A 21,033-nucleotide genomic window follows, 5' to 3' on the forward strand; every position below is an offset into this window, starting at 1 on the left:
GCTGCCGGGATTGTTCACCGACTGCAGGAGGCACGGCGCATGGCGAAGCAGGCAGACGGGCGTCGCGGGCACAAAGGGGCATGGATCGCCCTGGCTCTGGGCGCGGCCGCGGTGTGGGCCGCCCGGGACATTCCCCTGCAGATGGGCTCCCGCAGGATCGGCGCCCGCGCGGACGGCGTCCGGGGTGCCCGTTACGACCGCTCCCCGCAGTTCGCCGACGGCAAGTTCCGCAACTCGGTGCCCGCCGCCCAGGTGGCGGTCGCCTCGATGCCGCGCCTGCTGGCGGCGGCCCTGACCGGCCGCGAGCACCGCTATCCGGCCCGGCCCATCCCGGTGCGCACTCCCGAAACGGGCGGCGACGGCCTCTACGTCACCTGGTACGGCCACTCGTCAGCGATGATCGAGCTCGAGGGTCGCCGGGTCCTGGTCGACCCGGTCTGGAGCGACCGCTGCTCGCCGTCCCGGCTGCAGGGCCCCAAGCGCCTGCATGAGCCGCCGGTGCCACTGCGCGAGCTGCCGCCGCTCGACGCGGTGCTGATCTCCCACGACCACTACGACCACCTCGACATGGAGACGGTCCGCACGCTGGTCGACCTGCAGGCCGCCCCGTTCCTGGTGCCGCTGGGCATCGGCGCCCACCTGGAGCGGTGGGGCGTGCCCGCCACCCGGATCGTCGAGCTGGACTGGGACGAGCGCGCCACGGTCGCCGGCATCGAGTTCGTCGCCACCCCGGCCCGGCACTTCTCCGGGCGCGGCTTCTCCCGCGACGAAACGCTGTGGGCTTCATGGGTGATCGCGGGGCCGAACCGCAAGGTCTTCTACTCCGGCGACACCGGTTACTTCCCGGGCTTCGCCCGGATCGGCGAGCAGCACGGGCCGTTCGACGCCAGCCTGGTGCAGATCGGCGCGTACGGTGACGCCTGGCCCGACATCCACATGACCCCGGAGGACGGCGTCGCCACGCACGTGGATGTCCAGGCCGGACTGATGATTCCGGTGCACTGGGCCACGTTCAACCTCGCCCTGCACGACTGGGCCGAGCCCGCGGACCGGGCCTGGGCCGAAGCCAAGGCCCGCGGCGTAAAGCTGGCGGTGCCCCGGCCGGGCGAACGCGTCGACGTCGACAACCCGCCCGCCGTCGACGGCTGGTGGCAGCAGCTCTGAGCGGGATGACCCCGGGAACGCCTTGCCGGGCATTCCCGGGGTCACCTTCCGGGGCGTGGCTCCCTGCCGAGTCGGAGCCACGTTGCTGATGGACATGCCTTACGGCTCGGCGACGCCGTGATCGGCAGAACGCACCCCTATCGTCCGGCGTCGTAGGCGGCGACGAACAAGGTGGCCAGGACGAATGCGGCGCCTAGGACCAATGGCCGGGTGTGGCCCCAGGCGATCTTGCGCCGGGCGGGGACTTCGCGCTTCGCTGCGCGAAAGTCTCGCCAGGCCGCGTGGGCCCGCCCGACCCGATAACCGATGACAATCACGGTGACGGCGGTCATCACCGTGGCGACGCTCACTGCGGAACTCTGGTGGAACGTCATGCGAACCCCCTGGAGAGGCGTAGCGGTGCCGGACGGACCCAGTGTGGGGGCGCCGACTGTCCGATACCAGAGGATTGAGAGCGCTAAAACACCATAAAAAGCTATTCAGGGTACGGACCGAAGTGTCAGCTATCCGATCGCTGCCGTGGCACACAAACCTTGACAGCAGCCGGAGCCACCTCGACCCGGATCCGTTTCACCGCCTCGCGAGCCCCGCCGTCCAGCTCGTACATGAGCGGTTCCTCGAGCTTCACGTCGATCTGCCGGGCCCGCGTCATGTGCACGAACGGTGAGTCCGCAGACCGCCCTGCCGCCATCCGCCCCATCGTTCGCGCCCACTGCACCGCACCCCGCGCCGTAGCCACCCCGACATCCAGCCACCCGTCATCCGGCTTCGCGTCGTCGAACGCGGTGATCCCGCCGGTGATCATGCTGACGTTGCCCACCAGCACACACGTCGCATCGTCGGAGAACCACGGCGTACCGTCCACTGTGATCCGTGCCTTCGGTGCCGGGTCGTCGATGTGGCGCAGGCCGGTGTACACGTACGAAAGCTTGCCTAGCCGATCCTTCAGCTTGCCGTCGGCGTCCTGGATCATCGCCCCGTCGAACCCGATCCCGGCCATGACGGCAAAATGCTCACCATTGAGTACGCCGAGGTCCAGCGCATGCCGCCGCCCGTGGAAGGCGATCCGCACCGCCCCGGCCATGTCGTCGGGAACTCCGAGATTGCTGGCGAGCATGTTCGCCGTACCCGCAGGAATGATCCCGACCGGAACCTTCCCGCCCCGCTTGCCCCCAGCGATGGTGTCCAGGGTGCGCTGCACCATGCCGTCCCCACCCCACACGATCAGGAGGTCTGGCTTCTCCTTCAGCGCCCGCCGCACCTGCTTGGGCGCCTTCTTGCTCTTCGGCACCTGGTACCAGAAAAGCTCGTCCACGCCCTCATCAGTGATGCGGCGGCGCAACTCGTCGAGCCCACCACCGAGGTTCTTGCGCTGATGAGCGACCACAGCCACTCTCCGGGGAGTCCGCATGCCCGGCCGATACCCACACCGCCGATTTCCCAAGCCTGCCCGCTGAACAGGCCAGCCAGCATGCAGACGGCGCTCACCGACGCGGAGTAGCCGCCGCGATCCGCTCGGGAAGCTCGGTGAGTGAATCGATGCGCATGGTGGGTAAGCGGTCCGCCTCGGGGTCGTGTCGTTGGATGATCGCCCACGGCCCGCGCACGATCAGTGCCGTCCGAAGACCCGCCTCGGCAGCCGGCCGGATGTCGTTGTCGAGCCGGTCGCCCACATACAGAATCTCGTGGGGTGCGAAGGGTGTCTGCGCGACCACGGCGGCGAAGAAGCCGGGGTCGGGCTTGGCGACGCCGAGGTCGTCCGATGTGGCGATCAGGTCGGTGGGCAGGTCAAGGGAGCGCAGGATGCCACCGGAACGCACGGTCTGATTGCCGGCGATCCCGACCCAGAGCCCGGCCTCCTGCAGCGTGCCGAGCGCCGGCCGTACGTCGGGATAGAGGTTTTCTTCGCCGAACCACTCGGCGTGACCGGCCGCGGCCCGCTTCTCCCGCTCCTGCACCCAGTCGAAACCGGGTCGGAAGACCTGAAAGGTCTCGCGGAAATCCTCGCCGCGAGCAATCACCGCCCCGAATACGGCCGAGAAGGTGTGCCGCGGGACGCCAAGCCAATCGGCCCAGGCGCCCCATGCGCGCGTCTCGTCCACCAGGCATTCGCCGACATCGAACAGTACGCCACGGATCATGGCGTGACCCTATGTCAGGGCCTTCGCCTGACCGACCGCACGCCGCCAGATGCCAGGTGCTCGTGGACCATTCCAGCTAGCCCCGCTCTCATGGACCATTCCGGCTAGCCCCGCTGTTCAGGACACCGTGTCGCGCATCCGTTGTTCGGCGGCCGCGCTGCGGATCACCATCAGGCGCAGCTCCAGCTCGTCCGAGACCATCGATGCCAGGTGTTCCAAAGCCTGCAGTTGGCGCTGGGTCGCCTCGCGAGGCCGGTTGTCGATCACATTGACCGTGCCCAGCCGGTAGCCGTCATGGGTGCGGATCGGCGCCGCGGCGTAGAAGCGCAGGCCCAAATCGCCGCGGACCAGCGGATGTTCCAGCGTACGCGGATCGACCGCCGCGTTGTTGATCACGTAGACGTCGTCCTGGGCGATGACCGACGCGCACAGGCCCGGCTCCTTGCCCACCTCGCGGACACCGGAGAGGCCCTGACAGGCCGCCAGCCACACCCGATCCCGTTCCACCAGCGAAACGGTGGCGATCGGCGTGTCGAAGATGGCGCCCGCCACGAAGGCGATCCGGTCGTAGGCGTCCTCGACCGGCTGGTCGACCAGGCGGTAACGCCGGACGGCATCGAGTCGGCGTTGCTCCTCGGGGCTGACGTTGTCCAGGTATTCGTACGCGCCGCCGGACACCGGGCTGCTGTTTGTCATCGGGTACCCCTCAGGCCTGATCGCTCATCGTCGTCTTGATCGCTCATAGTCGTCCATTGATCGCTCGTGGTCACTGTGAGCCTAGTGAGGAGCCCCGGGGCGCCCGCAATGGTCAACCGCCATGAATCACCTTCACCGAGCGCCGTACGGGGGAATGTCGCACAAACTGTCGGGTACTAGATCGCAATGAGTACTCCGGTAGCGGCCGTCGTGGGGCAACTCGCGCGCGATCTCGTCCTGTCCGTCGATGCCGTCCCCGCAGTCGGAACCGCCGGTGACGCCGGCGCACGGCGGGAACAATTGGGCGGGAAGGGCGCCAACCAAGCCGTGGCGCTCGCCCAGTTGGGCGTACGGCCCCGGCTGGTGGCGGTGGCCGGCGACGACGTCATCGGCGACGTGCTGCTCGCCCAGGCCCGCCAGGACGGGGTGGACGTCTCCGCAGTGGTTCGGCGGCGCGACACCCTCACCGGCCTGATCGTGGAGCTGCTGGAGCCTGCTGGCACGTGGCGGTACGTCCAGCATCTGCCTTCTGCGGTGTTGCTCACCGAAGCCGACGTGCTCGCCGTCAAGGACGTGCTAGCGAGCGCAGACGCGGTACTGGTGCAGTTGCAGCAACCGGCCGCTGCCGCGTTGGCAGCCGCCCGGATCGGACACGACGCGGGCCGGCTGGTCGTCCTCGACGGCATGCCGGATGAGTGCCGAGACGAATTGCTGGCTGTGGCCGACGTGCTGCGCGCAGACGATCAAGAGGCGGAGTTGTTGCTGGGCGGCCCGCCGACAGTGGAAAGCGCGCGAACCCTGCTTGCCAAAGGTCCGCGCCTTGTCGCCCTCGGCACGGGCGACGGCAACCTCTTCGTCTGGCGCAACGCCGACCAAGCCCAGCGTGGGCTCGCCGCCGAGCACGCTAGCGATGGGCAGGAGTTGCTGCCGTTGCCCGCCGAGCACGCTAGCGATGGGCAGGAGTTGCTGCCCCTGACTGCCGAGCACGCTAGCGATGGGCAGGAGTTGCTGCCCCTGACTGCCGAACACGCTAGCGGCGGGCAGGTGTGGCTGCCCCTGAGCGACGAGCCTGTGGTCGACACGACCGGTGGCGGGGACGCTTTCACCGCGGCCTTGACGATGGCCCTGTTGCGCGGCGACGACTGCAGGACCGCGGCGCAGTGGGCGGTGGCCGCGGCCGGTGCCACGGTAGGCCATCCGAGCGGAAGACCCAATCTGCGAATGGACGATGTGCATAAGCGGGTGCAGGAGCTCGAGCAAGCCGGACCGGCACAGGACGGCTCCGTCGTTGACCGCCAGCGGGCGCGAGGGACCGCCGGTGAGTGAGCTGGGGCCGGCTGAGCCGTGGGTCGTTCGGGAAACCTCGCTGTCGGGGGACGCGCTGAGCACGTCGGTGCTGCGCCAACGGGAGTCGGTCTTTGCCTTGGCAAACGGCCACATCGGCCTGCGGGGAAACCTGGACGAGGGGCCGTGCGGGATGCCCGGCACCTATTTGAATTCGCTGTATGAGCAGCGCGACCTGGTCTATCCGGAAGCGGGATACGGCTTTCCGGAGCAGACGGAAACCGTGGTGGACGCGCCCAACGGCAAGCCGATCGCGCTGTTTGTGGACGGCGAGCGCTTCGATGTGCGCACCGGGACGCTGCGCCGCCATGAGCGCTGCCTCGACCTGCGGGCCGGCACGCTGACCCGGGACGTGGAGTGGGTGTCGGCGTCGGGGGCGGCCGTTCGGGTTCGCAGTATTCGCGTGGTCTCCTTTCCCCACCCGGCGGTGGCGGCGATCCGCTACGAGGTGGCTGCGCTCGACCGCCCGGTGCGGATCCGGATCGAGTCGGACCTGGTTGCCAACGAGGAACAGCCGGATCAGCGCGACGATCCCCGCGCCTCGGCGACACTGCAAGCGCCGCTGCGGTCGCTGTCGCATTCGACCGACGTGCTGTGGCATCGCACCCGGCGCAGCGGAATCGAGGTTGCGTCCGCTGTGGCTCATGTCGGTCCTCCTGTCTCCACCTCAGCTGAACCGGATCGGATTCGGGCCGTGGTGAGTGCCACCGTCGAGCCCGGCGCACCCCTGCGCCTGGACAAGTTTCTCGCGTACTGCTGGGGTTCGGAGTCCCCTGTGGATAACTCGCTGTCCGCTCGGGATGAGGCCGTACGGTGGGGCTTCGACGAGCTGCTGAGGCGGCAGCGGGACTATCTCGACGAGTTCTGGGAGACGGCGGATGTCGAGCTGGACGGCGATCCCGAGGTGCAGCAGGGGGTGCGCTTCTCTCTGTTCCACGTGTTGCAGGCGGGCGCCCAGGCGGGGCCACACCCGATCGCCGCCAAAGGGCTGACCGGGAACGGGTATGACGGCCACGTGTTGTGGGACACGGAGACTTTCGTGCTGCCCGTCCTGACGTACACGCATCCGGCTTGTGTGGGTCTTGCTCTGCGCTGGCGGCATGCGACGTTGGATGCCGCGCGGGAGCGTGCCCGGGAGTTGCGGCTCGCCGGGGCTGCCTATCCGTGGCGCACGATCAGCGGCGCGGAATGTTCGGGCTATTGGCCGGCCGGGACCGCTGCGCTGCACGTCAACGCGGACATTGCCGCCGCGGTCCTGCGCTATGTCACGGCCACCGGCGACGAGGAGTTCCTGCGTGAGGCGGGTGCGGAGATCCTGGTGGAGACCGCGCGGCTGTGGTGCCGGGTCACGCACGCCGACGACGAGGGAGTGCACCACATCGACGGGGTGACCGGCCCGGACGAGTACACCGCCCTGGTCGACGACAACATCTTCACCAACCTGATGGCCCAGCTCAACCTGCACGGCGCGGCCGACGTCGCGGAACGGCTCGGTGTCGCCGGGGTCACCGCCGACGAGATCAGCGCGTGGCGGACGGCGGCGCGGCGGCTCTTCCTTCCGTATGCGTCCCGCCGCGGAGTGCACGAGCAACACAGCGGCTTCACCCGCCTGCAGGAGTGGGACTTCGAGGACACCAAGGAGGACGACTACCCGCTGATGCTCCACTTCCCGTACCTCGACCTCTACCGCCGGCAGGTGGTGAAGCAGGCCGACCTGGTGCTGGCTATGCTGCTGCGCGGTGACGCCTTCAGCGCCGAGGAGAAGCGGCGCAACTTCGAGTACTACGAGGCGCGTACGGTGCGGGACTCGTCGCTGTCCGCCCCGGCGCAGGCGGTGCTGGCCGCGGAGACCGGCCATCTCGACCTGGCCCACGACTACCTGGCCGAGGCGGCGCTCCTGGACTTGCGCTCCGGTGGCGAGGCCAGCGGCGACGGCCTGCACATCGCCGCGTGCGCCGGTGCGTGGATCGCGTTGGTGCAAGGCTTCGGCGGGCTGCGCGACCACGGCGGGCACCTGGCGTTCGCCCCTCAGCTGCCGGACAGCCTGCCGCGGTTACGCTTCAGCCTGCGGTGGCGTGCGAGCACGATCCGAGTCGTCGTCACGCCGGCCGACGTCACGTACGCGGTAACCGGCTCGGATCTGACCTTCACCCACCACGGCAAAGAGCTGACCGTGCTGGCGGGGGAGACGATCACCCTGCCGCTGGAGCCAGGAGCGACTCAATCCGCACCGCCGACACCCCGACCGCCGGAGCGCAGGAATGCGGAGCGGAAGGTAAAGGCAGGCACCGAAGGAGCTGGCGCGAGTGTGAGTGGATCTTCAGAGTTCTAGGGTGAGGCGGTGAATGGTGTTCAGCTACTTCTCATCGTCGGGGTCGGCATCGCGGTCACCGCAGTCGCCCGGCGCCACCGGATCGAGCCCGGGTGGGTCATCGTCGTGCTCGCCGCCGGAGCATCGTTCATTCCCGGGGTGCCGCGCCTCGAGCTGGACAGCCATCTGATCCTCGCGGTGGTGATCCCGCCCCTGCTCTACTCGGCGACCCGGGCGGCCTCATTGTCCAGCTTCGGTGCGAATCTGCGCGCCATCGTGACGCTCGGCGTCGCCCTGGTAGTGCTGAGTGCTGCCGTGCTCGGGTGGCTTTCCACGCTGCTGCTGCCGTCGATCGGTCTGGCTGCGGCGTTCGTGCTGGGCTCGGTGCTGGCGCCGCCGGACACCATCACCACGGTCTCGCACGGTGCCGAGATCGGCCTGCCGAAGCGGGCCACCTCGATCCTCACCGGCGAGAGCCTGGTGAACGACGCGACCGCGCTCACCCTGTTCAGCATCGCGGTCGCCGCCGTCAACGGGGTGGAAGCCACCTGGTCCGGCGGCATCCTGGAACTGCTGCGTACGGCGTCGATCGGCATGGGAATCGGTGCCCTCTTCGCCGTGGCCGGGCTGCTGATCCGCCGCAACCTGCGCAACCCGACGCTGGAAACTTCGCTGTCGCTGCTCCTGCCGTTCACCGCATTCCTCGCCGCCGAGGAGGTGCACGCCTCGGGAATCGTCGCCGTGGTCACCGCGGCGTTCTCGATGAGCATCAACCTTACGCTGGACCCGAAGCACCAGTACCCCGGCCTCTACCGGACGCGCCTGCAAGAGGAACAGGTGTGGCGGGTCGTCGATTTCCTCCTCGAGACGTTCGTCTTCGCGTACATCGGACTGCAGCTCCGCTTCGTCGTCGGGGAACTCGCCGAGGCAGAAGACCCTGATCTGACGCGTACGCTGATCGCCGCGGGTGTGCTTTTGCTCGCCGCCATGGTTTTTCGGCTGGTGGCGGTGCTGGGACTGTTCGGGCGGTGGACGGTCAAGAGCCGCATGATCGAACGCCGCGCCGCCCGCGACCCGCGGTTCCGGCAAGGCCGTGCGGAGCACATGGCCCGCCGCCGCGGCGGCGAACCCCTGCCGCCGCCGACCATGAAGGAAACCGTCCTCGTCGGCTGGACCGGCATGCGCGGCATTCTGACATTGGTGGCGGCAGCCGCCGTGCCCACCCACACCACGTCCGGCGACCCGTTCCCCGGCCGCAACGCCATCCAGGCGATCGCCCTGATCGTCACCCTCGGCACCCTGCTCATTCAGGGCACCACGATCGGCTGGCTCGCCAAACGCCTCAAGTTCAACCTCGCTGCCGAACGCGCCGAGGAAGACGAGATGCGCGCCCGAGCCCGCAAAATCGTTGCCGAGGTGACGGTCCGGCCGACGAAAGACGCCGACATCGACGCCGCCTTCGAAGCCCAACGGCTGGCTCTGGGCCGCGCGGTACGGGACCGGGTCATCACCGAGGAACTGGCCCGCGAAATGATCGAAGACATCGACCTGCGTCAGGCTGCCCGGCACACCGCCCCGACGGACCCCCGCTGATCAGTCGGTGCGCATGCGGTATTCGAGCGGGGTCACCCGGCTGCTGACCATGCGATTGACGGCGTACTCAACGGGTTCCCGGCCTTGCGGAGCACTCACCCGGCGGATAACGATCAGCGGCTCATCCGCGGCTATATTCAGGACGACGACGTCCTCGGCGGTGGGCCGTTCCGCGGTGACCCGCTCGATCGATTCCTCGAGCGGCAAACCCACATCCGCCAAAATCCGGACTGCGCCGCCCCGGATCTTCTTGTTCTCCGCCAGGGGAGTGCCCGCCGCGATGCTGGCCGGATAGAACGAGGCAGCAACCTCGACCGGTTTCTCGTCGGCCAGAATCAGCCGGCGCCGGACCACGACGTGGGCGCCGGCGGAAATCCGAAGGGCAGTTCGCACCTCATCCGACGCCGGGACGGTTTCGACAACGAGGAGCCGCTGAGTGCCGACCTTTCCCTGCGCCGCAGCCTCGGCAGCCCAGGCGTCAGTGGGTTGTGGCTGGGTGTAGCGGTTCGAGTCGCTCGAATGCGTCCTACTCACGGCGGCAAAGATGAGGCGTGCTGCTTCTCCCGGTGTGGTCAGGGCGGTGTCGATGACGAGGTCCGCATTCGGCAGCGGTTCGGTGCGGTCCCAGGCGATCATCCGGGCAGGAAGATCGCCGGTGGCCCGGGCGGCGATCCGTGCCTCGCCGACCTCCCGCGGACAGCGCAGCGACACCGTCGTCCAGCGAGTGCCCGGCGTTGCCGCTAGCACTTCGGCGATCGCCTCGACTTGACCGAGATGCAGGACGGGGACTCCGCGGACGAGCGAATCGGCGAGAGCCCCGCGGTCCACGACATAGGTGGCGCCATAGCGCTCATTTGCCCAAATGATTTCGCCGCTGTGGCGGATTCGCTCGAGCTCGGAGTCATCGATCATGCGATAGCCATGGGTACGACCCGGGCCCGCCTTGAGCCGCGCAAACAAGGTGAAAGTCGGGTCGAGCGTACGCAACGCGGCAGTCACGGTGTCCTTACCCGAGGCTGGCGGTCCGTACAGGATCACACCACGGCTCATTCCGAGTCTCCGTCCAGCACCACCTTGAGAAGGTGCTTCGCCTGATCCGTGAGTGGTTCGCTGGAGGTGCAGTTGTCGATAACGTAGTGCCGGCCGGAGGGTCGGAGCTCCAGATCAACTGCCGCCGTGTAGGACTTCCAGTCGGCGAGTTTCGCTGCGTCCCGAGCGGCTCCCCGCTGCCGCAGGTACGTGTGCATCGAGGCTAGGTCACAGTAGACCCAGACGAGCGTCGTCATCGCTCCCAGATCAGCGAAGCGGGCGAGCGTACGACTCAGCCAGGCTTGATGTGCGAACTCCCGCAGAAACGGCGCCGTGACGATGGCACTGTTTCCGCATTCCACATTCTCGACTGCGGCGGCGTGAAGAGCCTCGTACTCCCGTGGCCGAACCTGCTCCAGGTAGGTCGGGGATTCTCTGTCGTTGGGTGACTGCCCGAGGATCTGGAGGGCTGCCTCGACGACGGGCCGGGTCAAGGTGTCTTTGTCCAGGATGGGCCATCCGGTTTCCTTGGCTATGATCCGACCGAGTTCGGTCTTCCCGCTCCCGGCGTATCCGCCGATCAGCAGCACCTGGGGCATGCGCGCTTTGATCTCGCTTCGGCGCATCTGATCGGATGCGGTGACGGTGCGCCGTGATCGCGCCTCACTGCGGATCAGGCCGTCTGCGGCGAGCAGCTTCATCGCTTCGCTGACGGTGAAGACGCTGACTCCGTACTGGACTGCAAGATCGCGTGTTGCTGGCAGTACCGCGCCGTCAGCCAGCACTCCTGCCGCGATGTCATTGCGAAGCTTCCGGGCGATCTGTTGGTGCAGTGGCTCCGGCCTGGTCAGGCGAGGCTGCGAACTCATCCGACACCCTCCTGCTCAGCTGTGTCGGCGAAGCATATCAATGACCTAACAGGACTTGCCCTCATTTGGGTCGCCGGCGACGCCCCAATGGATTATTGACCTGCATGCATATCAGTTGTTAGGTTCGAATCAGCGAAGTGCGTCGAGAAGGGTTGCCGCCAGATGAAGCGAGATGACCTGCTCAAGAAGCTCTCGTCCCTGCCTGCCGACGCAGAGATTGGAGTGCGGTTCGGCGATGCCAGCCTCGACATATCGGAGATATCGGAGTGGGGCCAGGGTCAGTTCGTTGCTCTCGAATGCCACCCGGGCGACGTCCACGACGTCTTGCGGGAGTGGGGCATACCACTGAGCCGAGGCGACTCGACCAGTCCGTCGACAGTCGATGGTGCATGACATCGTAGGGTCGAGGTCGTGATTCGTGCGGTGGTCTTCGACGTCGGCGAATGCCTGGTCGACGAAACGCGGGAGTACAGCACCTGGGCGGACTGGCTCGGCGTGCCTCGGCATACCTTTTCGGCGGTGTTCGGCGCAGTTATCGCCCGCGGCCAGGACTATCGGGAGACCTTCCAGGTCTTCCAGCCCGGGTTCGACCTGACGCAGGAGCGGGAGAAGCGGGCGGCGGCTGGCCGGCCTGAGTGGTTTGGCGAGGACGATCTGTATCCGGACGTGCGTCCGTCGTTGACCGCGCTTCGGGAAGCGGGGCTCTGGGTGGGGATTGCTGGCAATCAGACCGTGCGAGCGGGCGGCATTCTGCGTGCGCTCGGTCTGCCCGCCGACCTGATCGCCACCTCGGACGACTGGGGCGTGGCGAAGCCGGATCCGGGCTTTTTCGCAGCGCTGGCGCAGGAAGCTCCGTTCGCTCCGCACGAGATTGTCTATGTGGGGGATCGTCTTGACAACGACATCAGGCCGGCCGTCACAGCGGGTTTCCTGACGGCATTGATCTTGCGCGGCCCGTGGGCAACGATCCAGCGCGACGACCCGGAGGTGGACCGATTGGCGACGCTGCGCATCGCATCTCTCGCTCAGCTGCCGGATGAGGTAGCAGCGTTCAATCTTCGTTGTGCGGAAGGGCGCGCAGCCGGACCCGCGTGATCGCCCGCCCCGTCACCTCCACCACCTCGGCCGTGAACTGCGGCAGCGTCACCACCTCACCCGGCGCCGTCGGGATGTGGCCGAGCACTGCCAACACCATGCCCGCGATCGTCGTGTAGTCACCCTCGTCGCTCTGGCTGCCGTCGAAGCCGATATCAGGCAGGTCGTGGATCGGGAAGGAGCCGGGCATCAGCAGCCCGCCGTCCGGTTCCTTGACGACCTGTTGCACATCGCGGTCGGTTTCGTCGTAGATCTCGCCGACGATCTCCTCGACCAGATCTTCCATGGTGACGATGCCGTCGATGGCTCCCCGCTCGTCGACCACCATCGCCAGCTGTTGCCGGTCGCCGCGCATCTGGCGGAGGGCGTCGGAGACGCGCAGGGTTTCCGGCAGGAACAGGCCGGGTCGGGCCACCGCGTCGACCGGGCCGGTGGCGCTGACCAGGTCGCGGAGGTGGACGACGCCGATGACGTCGTCCAGGCCGGCCGGGCCGACGACGGGGGCTCGGGTGTGGCCGCCGGCGATGAGCTGGTCGAGGGCTTCGGGGCAGCGCAGGCCGGTCGCCAGCGAGACGACGTCGCGGCGGGGGACCAGGATTTCGCGGAGGATGCGGTCGGCGATTTCGAAGGCGCCGGAGATGATGGTGCGCTGTTCGACCGAGAAGTCCTGCTGGGCGGCGACCATGTCGCGGATCTCCTCGGTGGTGACCTCTTCGCGTTGGGCGCGGGGGTCGCCGCCGGCGAGGCGGACGATGACGTTGGTGGCCGCGCTCAACAACCAGACCGCCGGTCGGGAGACCGTCGAGAGTAGGTCCAGCGGGCGGGCGACCAACAAAGCCCATCCTTCCGTACGCTGCATCGCGATCCGTTTCGGCGCGAGCTCGCCGACCACCAGGGTGACGAAGGTCAGCGCGATCGTGACCAGGACGATCGCGGTGGGCTGGGCGGCCGCGCCGAGGAAGCCGAGGGGCTCGATCAGGGGCTGGGAGAGGGACACGGCGGCCGCCGCGGAGGCGAGGAAGCCGGCCAGGGTGATGCCGATCTGGATCGTCGCCAGGAAGCGGTTCGGGTCGCGGGTCAGGCGGGCCAGCACCGGCCCGGACCGGGACGTGCGCTCCAGCTTGTGTATCTGGCTGTCCCGCAGCGACACCAGCGCCATCTCGCTGCCGGAGAAGACCGCGTTGATTCCTACGAGCACAAGCACGAGCACGAGCTGCCCGCCGATGCCATCCACGACAGCTCCTCCGCGTACGGATCACGAAACCCACACGCTAGCGACGAACGAGGCACTATGCCGGGGGTTCGGCTGCCTCGTCCGCCCAGACGCGCCAGTCGTCGAGGACGCCGTACAGCGCGGGGGTGAGCCAGCCGGGCGCTGAACGTTGGAAGACGCCGGGTTCCATCCGGCCCGCGCCGTCCGGCAGGGCGCCGACCAGGTGTGGGACCAGTTCAGTCAGGTTGGCCCAGTGCACCAGCTCGGGTTCGGCGGGCCAGGCGCCGAGGACGACCTTGGCGGGTACGCCGCGGCGCTCCAGAGCCTCCAGCGTCAGAGCCGTGTGGTTGAGGGTGCCCAGCCCGGCGCGGGCCACCACGATCGTCTGCACGCCCAGCGTGGTGGCGAGGTCGGCCAGCGTCCACGCCTCTCCCGAGGGTCGTACGCCCATCGGCACGAGCAGGCCCCCCGCGCCCTCGACCAGCACGAGGTCGTGTTTGGCGGATTCGGCGCGCACGGCGTCGACCACCTCGTAGAGCTCCAGCGGCGCCATCCCGGCGATCCGGGCCGCGGGCAGCGGCGCCAGCGGCTCGGGGTAGGAGGCGAGTGTCCGCGTGGTGTGCGGGGCGGCGAGCTGGACGACCCGGTCGATATCGGTGGGGCCACCGTCGGCGATGCCGGTCTGCCCGGGCTTGACCACGGCCACCCGCAGCCCTGCCGCCTGCGCAGCCGCGGCGATGGCAGCCGTGACGATGGTCTTGCCCACGTCGGTGTCGGTGCCGGTGATGAGCACGATGCCGCGCCACTCGCCAGGCTGCGTCGGCGCGGGCCGGGCTTCGGGGGTCGGGTCGATCGCCTCGGGCACCGCAGTGGTGAGCGTGGCAATGTCGGCGTCGGCCGGATCCGCCGGCCCTACCCCGGGCGACACCGGCGCTTCGGGCAAACCCGGCACACCCGGGCCCGGCGTGAGCGGCGCGGGCGATGGCGGCGCGGGCGAGATGGGCGCCGGTGTCGGTGGCGCGGGCGATGGCGGCGCGGGCGAGATGGGCGCCGGTGTCGGTGGCGCGGGCGATGGCGGCGCAGGGGAGATGGGCGCCGGTGTCGGTGGCGCGGGCGATGGCGGGACGGGCGAAGGCGCGAGTGGCACTGGCGAAACAGGCGCGGGGGTGAGAGGCGCGGGATCGAGGGGCGCGGGAGTGTCCGGCACGGTGGGGAACGGTGCGGGCGGTTCGGGGGATTGGGGCGGTGCGGTCTGGTCGCCGGTCGTCATGGGGCGCACTCCACGATCACGTCGAGGGCACGGTCGAAGTCTTCCGCCGTGATGCCCGCGTTCAGGGTCAGCCGGAGCCGGGACGATCCATCCGGTGTGGACGGCGGGCGGAAGCAGCCCACCGCGATGCCGCGGTCCCGGCAGTCGGCCGCCCAGGCCAGCGCCGCCTCCGGGCCGGGGGCCAGGACCGACAGCACACCGGCCGCCGGTGCCGAGATCTCGAACCCGGCCGCACGCAATCGGCGTACGGTCAGATCGGCCCGGTCTTGCAGCCTTGCGCGCCGGTCGTCGGCGCTGCGGGTGATCCGCAGGGCGGCCCGGACTCCGGCGACGACAGCCGGGGGCGGTGCCGTGTCGTAGATGAAGGTGCGACCGGTGTCGACCAGGTGCCGGATCAGCGGCTCGGGGCCGGCGACCACGCCGCCCGCGCCGCCCAGGGACTTGGACAGGGTCGCGGTGACCACGATGTCGGGGGCGCCGGCGAGGCCTGCCGCGGCCACGCCGCCGGCGCCTTCGGGACCGAGCAGGCCGAGGGCGTGTGCGTCGTCGACCAGCATCAGTGCGCTGTGGGCGGCTGTCACGTCGTGCAGCTCGGCGAGCGGGGCGAGGTCGCCGTCGACGGAGAAGACCGACTCGGTGATGAAGACGGTGCGGCGCCCGGGATGGGCGGCCAGGATCTCGGCGAGGCCTGCCGGGTCGGCGTGCGGGGCCACGACCACGTCGGCGCCGGAGGCCTTGCAACCGTCGATCAGGGACGCGTGGTTGTAGCGGTCCGAGACCAGCAGCGTGCCGGGCTCGGCCAGGGCGCGGACCGCCCCGAGGTTGGCGAGGAAGCCCGACGAATAGACGAGCGCCCGGGGAAAACCCAGCCAGTGTGCAAGATCCGACTCGAGGTCGGCGTGTTCTGTCGTCGAGCCGCGGACGAGGCGCGAACCGGTGGCGCCCAGCCCGTACGCGTGCAGGGCTGCGCTGGCCGCGGCAACCACCGCGGGGTGGACGGCGAGGCCGAGGTAGTCGTTGCCGGCCAGGTCGATGACGGTGTCGCCGGCTGCGCGCGGCCGCAGTGTGCGGGTGAGCCCGGCCTTCGCCCGCGCGTGGGCCTGGCGCTCCAGCGCCTCCGACCAGCCCGTCACGCGTGTCCTCGCAATCACCGATCCGACCGTTTCGCCGGGGAAACTATCACTTCCCACCGGGATCCCCCGGTGGCGCAATGCCTTGTAGGGTACGGGCATGCCAGAGATCCTCGACCGGGCCCGGGCCCAGGTGCTTGCTGACGGTGTCGGGCTCGATGAGGCGAGCATCTTGGAGGTGCTGCGCCTACCGGACGAGGACCTGCCGGAGCTGCTGCAGCTCGCCCACGACGTGCGGATGAAGTGGTGCGGTCCGGAGGTCGAGGTCGAGGGCATCGTGTCCCTGAAGACCGGCGGCTGCCCCGAGGACTGCCACTTCTGCTCGCAGTCCGGTCTTTTCACCTCACCCGTTCGCTCGGTGTGGTTGGACATTCCCTCCCTGGTGGAGGCGGCCAAGCAGACTGCCGCCACCGGCGCCACGGAGTTCTGCATCGTCGCCGCCGTGCGCGGGCCGGACAAGCGGCTGATGGCGCAGATGCGCGACGGCGTCGCGGCCATCAAGGAAGCCGTGGACATCCAGGTCGCGGCCAGCCTGGGCATGCTCAGCCAGGAGCAGGTCGACGAGCTGGTCGAGATGGGCGTGCACCGCTACAACCACAACCTCGAGACCTGCAAGTCCTACTTCCCCAACGTGGTCACCACCCACTCGTGGGAGGAGCGCTGGAGCACGCTCAACATGGTCCGCGACTCCGGCATGGAGGTCTGCTGCGGCGGCATCCTCGGCCTGGGCGAGACCATCGAACAGCGCGCCGAGTTCGCGGCGCAGCTCGCCTCGCTCGATCCGCACGAGGTCCCGCTGAACTTCCTCAACCCCCGCCCGGGCACCCCGCTCGGTGACCGCCCGGTCGTGGAGGGCAAGGACGCGCTGCGGGCCATCGCCGCCTTCCGCCTGGCGATGCCCAAGACCATCCTTCGGTACGCCGGCGGCCGCGAGATCACCCTCGGCGACCTGGGCACCAAGGAAGGTCTGCTGGGCGGGATCAACGCGGTGATCGTCGGCAACTACCTGACCACGCTGGGCCGGCCGGCCACCTCGGACATCGAGCTGCTCCAGGAGCTCAAGATGCCCGTCAAGGCGCTGTCGGCAACCCTGTGACGGTCCTCGTGTGGTGCGACCGGTGTGGTGCGGCGGCTGCGGAGGGCGACCACCGCGCCTGCGCCGCCGCTCGTGAGCTGGAACCGCCGCGCTACTGCCCGGACTGCCGCCGCCGCATGAAAGTCCAAGTCGTACCGACCGGCTGGACCGCCACCTGCGTGGAACATGGCACCCGACATTCCTGACAGCGCGCCGTCCGGGTCGGTGGACGGCGCCGCGCCCGGCTTCTTCGAGGACGCTGCGTCCGGTGTTTCGGAAGCTGCCGGGTCGGTGAATGCGGATGACGCTGTGCCTGGTGCTTTTCTAGAGCTGCGCGGCAAGGTGGTCACGCTGCGGCCAGCCATGGAGCAGGACGTGCCGGCGTTGGTCGCGGTGCGGAGCACGCCGGAAGTCGTCGCCCGGTGGCGGGGCGACGACTTTGCCGCGGAGATTCGCGAGGCGATCGCCGACAAGGAGTTGCGCTATCTCGCGGTGGTGCTCGACGGCCGGGTGGTCGGGGCCATCCAGTGGGCGGCCGAGGAAGACCCGGAATACCGGCACGCCAACATGGACATCTTTCTCGACCCGGCGGTGCACGGCCGCGGCGTCGGGGAGGACGCCGTGCGAACGCTGGCCGTGCACCTGGTCGACCAGGAGGGCTTCCACCGGCTGGTGATCGACCCGGCGGCCGACAACACCCCCGCGATTCGGTGTTACACCAAGGTCGGATTTCGGCCGGTCGGTGTTATGCGCCAGTACGAACGCAGCGCCGACGGCACGTGGCACGACGGCCTGCTCATGGACCTGCTGGCCGCCGAACTGATCCGGCACTGAACCCGGCCCCAGTCGGCGCCGACGAACTCGGAACCGGCGAAAGGCCGGTCATGGCGTGGCAACCAGCGTGGGCCCGGCCGCGAAGGCGTTCGTCGGCCGGAGCACCCGCCGGCATTCCGCCAATGACTGCCGGACGTCCGGCGCCGTTGTCATGTCACGAGTGAATGGCGGACGTCCGGCGCCGTTGTCATGTCACGAGTGAATGGCGGACGTCCGGCGCTGGTTAGGTCACCGGTGACGCGACGGTGGCGTGGTCCAGGCGGTCGCCGAGGATGACGGCGGCGGCGCGGACGAGCTGGGCGATGCGGTCGACCTCGGTGACGTGGAACGCCGCCGTGGGCAGGTCGTCCTCGTCCGCGCGGGCCAGGACCAGCACCAGACCCGCGCGCCCGAACGGGGCCACCGCATAGCGGGTGCCGCCGGTGTCGGTCAGCGGACGGGGACGCAGCGGGGTCACCTCGGGCAGGTGCAGGGGAACCGGGGCGCGCCAGCTCGCGTACGCAACTGTCGGCTCGGCGGCCAGGGGCTCCGCGCCCAGCCGGGGTGTGGCCGCACGGGCGGCCCAGTCGGCCGGGACTATCGCGGCAGCAGCCCAATCGGCGGCGAGCAGGGCCGGTACGGCATCGACCAGAGTGGCGAGCCCATCTGTCGGGTTCGCGGCGATCTGTGCCAACAGCTCCGCGTCGTGGCCGCCGGCTACGGGTGCGCCGATGGCCTTCCAGACGCCGTCGACCTGGACGCCGGGGATGGCGGCCAGACCGGCGAGGAGCCGGTCGACGCGGGAAGCGCCCGGCCACACGACGGTGAAGTCGTCCACGGCGCGGCCACCGAGCCGTTCCAGCACCACCACCTGCACGATGTCGGCGCCGGCGACGCCAAGCGTGCGTGCCACCTGGCCGAGGGCACCCGGGCGGTCCGGCAGAGTGACCCGTACGCGCAGCAACATGCGACTCCTCCCGTCCGTGGACGGCACAGCCGTGCCCTCCCGTATGGCCTCAGCCTGCCCGGACGTCGTTTCGCACCGGTTGCGAAGCCGTGTCCCCGTCGTCAAAGCACGGGCTGGCCCGAAGCCGTGCCCGTCGTCAAAGCACGGGCTGGCCCGAAGCCGTGCCCGTCGTCAAAGCACGGGCTGGCCCGAAGCCGTGCCCGCCGTCAAAGCACGGGCTGGCCCGAAGCCGTGCCCGTCGTCAAAGCACGGGCTGGCCCGAAGCCGTGCCCGCCGTCAAAGCACGGGCCGGCCGAAGCCGAGCCCGCCGTCAAAGCATGCGCCAGCCCGAAGCCGGGTCCGGCCGTCAGGCGAGGCCGGCGCGAGCTGGCGTCACCGCGAGGGTATGGCGCGTCAGGCGGAGGCGCGACGGACCAGGTGGGTGTCGAGCAGAACGTGAGAATTCGGCACCGGTTCGCGGCGGATTCGGCTCACCAGCAGCTCGGCCATCCGCCGGCCCATCTCGTCGACGGGTTGGTGCACGGTGGTCAGCGGCGGCTCGCATTGGCGGGCGACCGGTGCGTCCTCGAAGCCGATCAGGGTCACGTCCTGGGGCACGCGGAGTCCGGCATCGCGCAGGGTCCGCAGCGCGCCGCTCGCCATGAGGTCGGAGGCGGCGAACACTGCGTCGAGGTCGGGCTCCTGGGCGAGCACGGCGCGCATCGCCTCCGCTCCGCCTTCTTCGCTGAAGTCGCCGTACGCGATGAGTTCCGGGCCGTGCACCGCCGCGCGGTAACCGGCGAGCCGGGCCCGGCCGACCTCCATGTCCTGGGGTCCGGCGACGGTGGCGACGCGGCGGGCGCCGTTGGCGATCAGGTATTCGACCGCGTGGCGGGCGCCGGACGCGTTGTCGACGTCGACGAAGTAGTCGTCGGGGTGGGGGTCGGCGGGGCGGCCGCCGAGCACGAACGGCATGCCGCGGTCGCGCAGCAGCCCGGGCAGCGGGTCGTCGTCGTGCAGGGAGAGCAGCAGGACACCGTCGACGTGCTGGCTGGTCAGGTGGGTTTCGACGCGTTCCCGTTGCTCGGGGGAGGCGGCCATGGCCAGCCACAGTTGCAGCGGCGTCTCCAGGAGGGCGGCGTTGATGCCGCGCAGGACTCCGGCGAAGAACGGCTCGCCGAAGACGCGCTCCTGCGACTCCGACACCACCAGGGCGACCGAGTCGGTGCGCTGGGTGACCAGGGACCGGGCGGCGCGGTTGGGCACATAACCCAGCTCGGCGATCGCCGCTTCGACGGCGGCTTTCGCCTGCGGGCTGACCTGAGCGGAGCCGTTGAGCACCCGGGACGCGGTGCCTCGGCCCACTCCGGCGCGGGCTGCCACGGCGTCGAGGGTCGGGCGTCCCGGGTAGGGGGCGGGTTGCCTCGTCATGGCCGCATTATTCTCCTGCCATCCATGCCGCGCCGGACAGCCTAGGCTGGACGGCATGATCTGCCGTGCGTGTCGCGAGCGTCGGCACAAGGACTGCAAGGGCAAGTCCTGGTGCGACTGCCAGCACCGGCCGGTCGTGCCGGTGCCACCGGTGACCGGTCCGGCCTCGCCATGATCCTCGATGACCTGCGGGAGCGCTACCCGAGGCGGGCGGCGCCGACGCTGCGGGTCAACTTCATCGCCAGTGTGGATGGGGCGGTCACGGTCGACGGCCTGTCCGGCGGGCTGGGCGGCCCGGGTGACAAACAGATCTTTGATCTGCTGCGGGCGAGCTGCGACGCCCTGGTTGTCGCGGCGGGCACGGTACGCACCGAGAAGTACGACGCACTGCGACTGGACGAGACTGGCCGGGCCTGGCGGCTCGAGCACGGCCTGCCGGAGTTCCCGCTGATGGTGGTCGTCTCCGACTCGCTGGACCTGGACCCTGCCCAGCTGATCTTCGCCGACGCGCCGGTCCGGCCACTGGTGGTGACCCGCGCGGATCGGGTGCCGCCACCGGGGCTGAGCGAGGTCGCGGAGATCGTCGCGCTGGGTGACGATGAGGTGGACCTGGCCGGAATGGTCGCCGAGTTGCACCGGCGGGGTGCGACCCAGATTCTCTGCGAGGGTGGGCCAAGGCTGTTCGGCTCGTTGCTCGCCGCGGACCTCGTCGACGAGGTCTGTCTCACCGTGTCACCGCTGCTCGCCGGGGGCACAGCGGGCCGCATCTCCGCTGGTCCCGACGGTCACGCGCCCCGGCGCATGGCCCTGGAAAGCGTCCTGGCCGCCGACGACATGCTCTTCGTGAGGTACGCGCGAACACCCTGAAAGTACGCCCGAAACCCTGACGGGGGACACGCGGTCCGACAACTGT

General features: G+C 69.5%; 20 protein-coding genes. 9 read left to right on the forward strand and 11 right to left on the reverse strand.

Going from position 1 to position 21,033, the window contains the following annotated elements; all coding sequences use genetic code 11:
• The first annotated feature begins 39 nt into the window (after positions 1-39).
• On the forward strand, positions 40-1,164 hold the full coding sequence (locus ACIA1L_RS01895) for an MBL fold metallo-hydrolase (RefSeq protein WP_396070458.1): 1,125 nt from the start codon (positions 40-42) through the stop codon (positions 1,162-1,164).
• A gap of 137 nt (positions 1,165-1,301) precedes the next feature.
• Here the strand turns inward: ACIA1L_RS01895 and ACIA1L_RS01900 are convergent, their stop codons facing one another.
• From ACIA1L_RS01900 to ACIA1L_RS01915, 4 genes are all read right to left on the reverse strand, one after another.
• Positions 1,302-1,538: a hypothetical protein gene (locus tag ACIA1L_RS01900; RefSeq protein WP_396070460.1), complete on the reverse strand. Its 237-nt coding sequence runs from the start codon at positions 1,536-1,538 to the stop codon at positions 1,302-1,304.
• A gap of 125 nt (positions 1,539-1,663) precedes the next feature.
• A complete protein-coding gene (locus tag ACIA1L_RS01905) occupies positions 1,664-2,551 on the reverse strand; it encodes a diacylglycerol/lipid kinase family protein (protein ID WP_396070462.1) in 888 nt (295 codons plus the stop codon).
• A gap of 97 nt (positions 2,552-2,648) precedes the next feature.
• Positions 2,649-3,305: an HAD family hydrolase gene (locus ACIA1L_RS01910; protein ID WP_396070464.1), complete on the reverse strand. Its 657-nt coding sequence runs from the start codon at positions 3,303-3,305 to the stop codon at positions 2,649-2,651.
• 117 nt (positions 3,306-3,422) lie between these two features.
• Positions 3,423-4,001 carry a GAF domain-containing protein gene (locus ACIA1L_RS01915; RefSeq protein WP_396070465.1) on the reverse strand — a complete coding sequence of 193 codons (579 nt, stop codon included), beginning with the start codon at positions 3,999-4,001 and terminating at the stop codon, positions 3,423-3,425.
• A gap of 186 nt (positions 4,002-4,187) precedes the next feature.
• Here ACIA1L_RS01915 and ACIA1L_RS01920 point away from each other — a divergent pair, with 186 nt between their 5' ends.
• The 3 genes from ACIA1L_RS01920 to ACIA1L_RS01930 are packed head-to-tail and all read left to right on the forward strand — an operon-like array spanning position 4,188 to position 9,249.
• Positions 4,188-5,327: a PfkB family carbohydrate kinase gene (locus ACIA1L_RS01920; protein WP_396070466.1), complete on the forward strand. Its 1,140-nt coding sequence runs from the start codon at positions 4,188-4,190 to the stop codon at positions 5,325-5,327.
• A complete protein-coding gene (locus ACIA1L_RS01925; protein ID WP_396070467.1) occupies positions 5,320-7,677 on the forward strand; it encodes a glycoside hydrolase family 65 protein in 2,358 nt (785 codons plus the stop codon). The genes ACIA1L_RS01920 and ACIA1L_RS01925 overlap by 8 nt, the downstream gene beginning before the upstream one ends.
• Before the next feature lie 9 nt (positions 7,678-7,686).
• Positions 7,687-9,249: a cation:proton antiporter gene (locus ACIA1L_RS01930; RefSeq protein WP_396070468.1), complete on the forward strand. Its 1,563-nt coding sequence runs from the start codon at positions 7,687-7,689 to the stop codon at positions 9,247-9,249.
• Here the strand turns inward: ACIA1L_RS01930 and ACIA1L_RS01935 are convergent, their stop codons facing one another.
• Together ACIA1L_RS01935 and ACIA1L_RS01940 are read right to left on the reverse strand one after the other, a co-directional pair.
• Positions 9,250-10,299: a UTRA domain-containing protein gene (locus tag ACIA1L_RS01935; RefSeq protein ID WP_396070470.1), complete on the reverse strand. Its 1,050-nt coding sequence runs from the start codon at positions 10,297-10,299 to the stop codon at positions 9,250-9,252.
• Positions 10,296-11,147 carry a GntR family transcriptional regulator gene (locus tag ACIA1L_RS01940; RefSeq protein ID WP_396070472.1) on the reverse strand — a complete coding sequence of 284 codons (852 nt, stop codon included), beginning with the start codon at positions 11,145-11,147 and terminating at the stop codon, positions 10,296-10,298. The genes ACIA1L_RS01935 and ACIA1L_RS01940 overlap by 4 nt, the downstream gene beginning before the upstream one ends.
• A 411-nt stretch (positions 11,148-11,558) precedes the next feature.
• On the opposite strand from ACIA1L_RS01940, the gene ACIA1L_RS01945 reads away from it, so the two are divergent.
• Entirely contained in the window at positions 11,559-12,242 is a 684-nt protein-coding gene (locus ACIA1L_RS01945; RefSeq protein WP_396070473.1) for an HAD family hydrolase, read from the forward strand.
• On the opposite strand, the gene ACIA1L_RS01950 is transcribed toward ACIA1L_RS01945, so the two are convergent.
• From ACIA1L_RS01950 to ACIA1L_RS01960, 3 genes are all read right to left on the reverse strand, one after another.
• Positions 12,199-13,476, reverse strand: a complete 1,278-nt coding sequence (locus ACIA1L_RS01950; protein ID WP_396070474.1) for a hemolysin family protein — start codon at positions 13,474-13,476, stop codon at positions 12,199-12,201. The genes ACIA1L_RS01945 and ACIA1L_RS01950 overlap by 44 nt on opposite strands.
• 55 nt (positions 13,477-13,531) lie before the next feature.
• A complete protein-coding gene (gene bioD / locus ACIA1L_RS01955; RefSeq protein WP_396070986.1) occupies positions 13,532-14,308 on the reverse strand; it encodes a dethiobiotin synthase in 777 nt (258 codons plus the stop codon).
• Between the two features lie 413 nt (positions 14,309-14,721).
• Positions 14,722-15,858: an 8-amino-7-oxononanoate synthase gene (locus ACIA1L_RS01960; protein ID WP_396070475.1), complete on the reverse strand. Its 1,137-nt coding sequence runs from the start codon at positions 15,856-15,858 to the stop codon at positions 14,722-14,724.
• 97 nt (positions 15,859-15,955) lie between these two features.
• On the opposite strand from ACIA1L_RS01960, the gene bioB reads away from it, so the two are divergent.
• The 3 genes from bioB (at position 15,956) to ACIA1L_RS01975 (ending at position 17,764) form a co-directional block, all read left to right on the forward strand.
• Complete coding sequence (gene bioB / locus ACIA1L_RS01965) at positions 15,956-16,951, forward strand: biotin synthase BioB (protein ID WP_396070477.1); 996 nt, start codon at positions 15,956-15,958, stop codon at positions 16,949-16,951.
• Positions 16,948-17,136, forward strand: coding sequence for a hypothetical protein (locus ACIA1L_RS01970; RefSeq protein WP_396070479.1), 189 nt, complete (start codon positions 16,948-16,950; stop codon positions 17,134-17,136). The genes bioB and ACIA1L_RS01970 overlap by 4 nt, the downstream gene beginning before the upstream one ends.
• A 103-nt stretch (positions 17,137-17,239) precedes the next feature.
• Positions 17,240-17,764, forward strand: a complete 525-nt coding sequence (locus tag ACIA1L_RS01975; RefSeq protein WP_396070987.1) for a GNAT family N-acetyltransferase — start codon at positions 17,240-17,242, stop codon at positions 17,762-17,764.
• 223 nt (positions 17,765-17,987) lie between these two features.
• Here ACIA1L_RS01975 and ACIA1L_RS01980 read toward each other — a convergent pair whose 3' ends face one another.
• Both ACIA1L_RS01980 and ACIA1L_RS01985 read right to left on the reverse strand, forming a co-directional pair.
• Complete coding sequence (locus tag ACIA1L_RS01980; RefSeq protein WP_396070480.1) at positions 17,988-18,710, reverse strand: amino acid-binding protein; 723 nt, start codon at positions 18,708-18,710, stop codon at positions 17,988-17,990.
• A gap of 393 nt (positions 18,711-19,103) precedes the next feature.
• Positions 19,104-20,120 carry a LacI family DNA-binding transcriptional regulator gene (locus ACIA1L_RS01985; protein ID WP_396070482.1) on the reverse strand — a complete coding sequence of 339 codons (1,017 nt, stop codon included), beginning with the start codon at positions 20,118-20,120 and terminating at the stop codon, positions 19,104-19,106.
• Between the two features lie 171 nt (positions 20,121-20,291).
• On the opposite strand from ACIA1L_RS01985, the gene ACIA1L_RS01990 reads away from it, so the two are divergent.
• On the forward strand, positions 20,292-20,987 hold the full coding sequence (locus ACIA1L_RS01990) for a pyrimidine reductase family protein (protein WP_396070988.1): 696 nt from the start codon (positions 20,292-20,294) through the stop codon (positions 20,985-20,987).
• The last annotated feature ends 46 nt before the right edge of the window (positions 20,988-21,033 follow it).

Source organism: Actinoplanes sp. NPDC051859 (genome assembly GCF_044452725.1).
Taxonomy (GTDB): Bacteria; Actinomycetota; Actinomycetes; order Mycobacteriales; family Micromonosporaceae; genus Actinoplanes.